At 50.2% G+C, this 1,262-nt stretch carries 2 protein-coding genes; both read left to right on the forward strand.

Going from position 1 to position 1,262, the window contains the following annotated elements; translation table 11 throughout:
• Positions 1-67: 67 nt before the first annotated feature.
• On the forward strand, positions 68-376 hold the full coding sequence (locus tag EYB30_RS14810) for a transposase (protein WP_206674663.1): 309 nt from the start codon (positions 68-70) through the stop codon (positions 374-376).
• 11 nt (positions 377-387) lie between these two features.
• A complete protein-coding gene (locus EYB30_RS14815; protein ID WP_323601821.1) occupies positions 388-1,230 on the forward strand; it encodes an IS3 family transposase in 843 nt (280 codons plus the stop codon).
• Positions 1,231-1,262 lie beyond the last annotated feature (32 nt).

Raw genomic sequence — 1,262 nt, forward strand, 5'->3', positions numbered from 1 at the left:
TCCGAGTTACCCATGATCAGTAGACACCTTCTATAGTTAGGTATCGTACCTGACACTGAGGTGCAAAATGGCCAGACATAAAACCCAGGCGTACTCAGAAGAGTTCCGCCGTGAAGCCGTAAGATTGTCTGATTTACCCGATAAAACAGCGACGTCAGTTGCTCAGGAATTGGGCATTCACCCGAATCAGATTTACAACTGGCGTGCCCAGTTTAACCGCTTGTCTGATAAGCAGTTTAATAGCATCAATGGCGTAGATTATTCCAAGGATGAAAGCGAGAAAGTCCGGCAGTTAAAGCGTGAGCTGGACACGCTGAAAAAGGAAAATGAATTTCTAAAGAAGGCAGCTGCGTACTTTGCCAAGTTGCAGGAGTAAAGTACGCCCTGATAAGTGAATATGTGGGGCAGTATACGGTCAGGTTGATGTGCCGGGTATTGGAAGTATCAGCCTCCGGCTTTTACCGCTGGCGGGGTCGTAAACCAAGCCTGAGCAGCGTAAAGCACGAGAAGTTGGAGCAGCAGGTACTCGACAGCTATGCCCATTACAAAGCGCGCTACGGCGCGCCCAGGCTGGTAAAAGAGCTAAATGCGCTGGGCGTAAGCTGTTGCCTGAACACCGTGGCCAGTATCCTCAAAGCCAGAGGAATACGGGCGCGTAACGGCAAGTCGTTTCGCTACAGCCCACGCACCGAAGCGATGACCAATGTGGCCGATAACCTGTTGAAAAGGCGGTTTGACGCTGAGAAACCCAACGAGCGCTGGACAACGGATATCACCTATATCTGGCTGAAAGATAAATGGTTATACCTGGCAACGGTGATGGATTTATACTCCAGAGCGATAGTGGGTTGGTCGCTGGATACCAGCATGACGGAGCAATTGATTACGCAGGCCCTGAAGATGGCACTGGCGCGACGGCAGCCCAAGCAAGGCTTGATAGTGCATTCAGACCGGGGCGTGCAGTATCGTTCGACAGCATATCAGGATGTGTTGATGAATGCCGGCTGTGTGCCTAGCATGAGCCGTAAAGGCAATTGCTGGGATAATGCCGCCATGGAAGCCTTCTTCAGCCGGCTAAAAGTAGAACTGATTTATGCAGAAAACTACGACTCGATTGAACGGGCGAAGTCAGGTATCTTCGAGTACATTGAGATATTTTATAACCGTGTCCGTAGGCACTCAGCGATTGGCTATGTCAGCCCGGCTGAGTATGAGCGCAAATGCGCATAACCGAGTGTCTACTTTTTATGGGTAAGAACAGT

The organism is Rheinheimera pleomorphica, from assembly GCF_011634895.1.
GTDB classification, from domain to species: Bacteria; Pseudomonadota; Gammaproteobacteria; order Enterobacterales; family Alteromonadaceae; genus Alishewanella; species Alishewanella pleomorphica.

What these genes read in the sequence shown, in the direction of transcription:
- EYB30_RS14810 (WP_206674663.1), top strand. Translation starts at nt 68, where the DNA reads ATGGCCAGACATAAAACCCAGGCGTACTCAGAAGAGTTCCGCCGTGAA.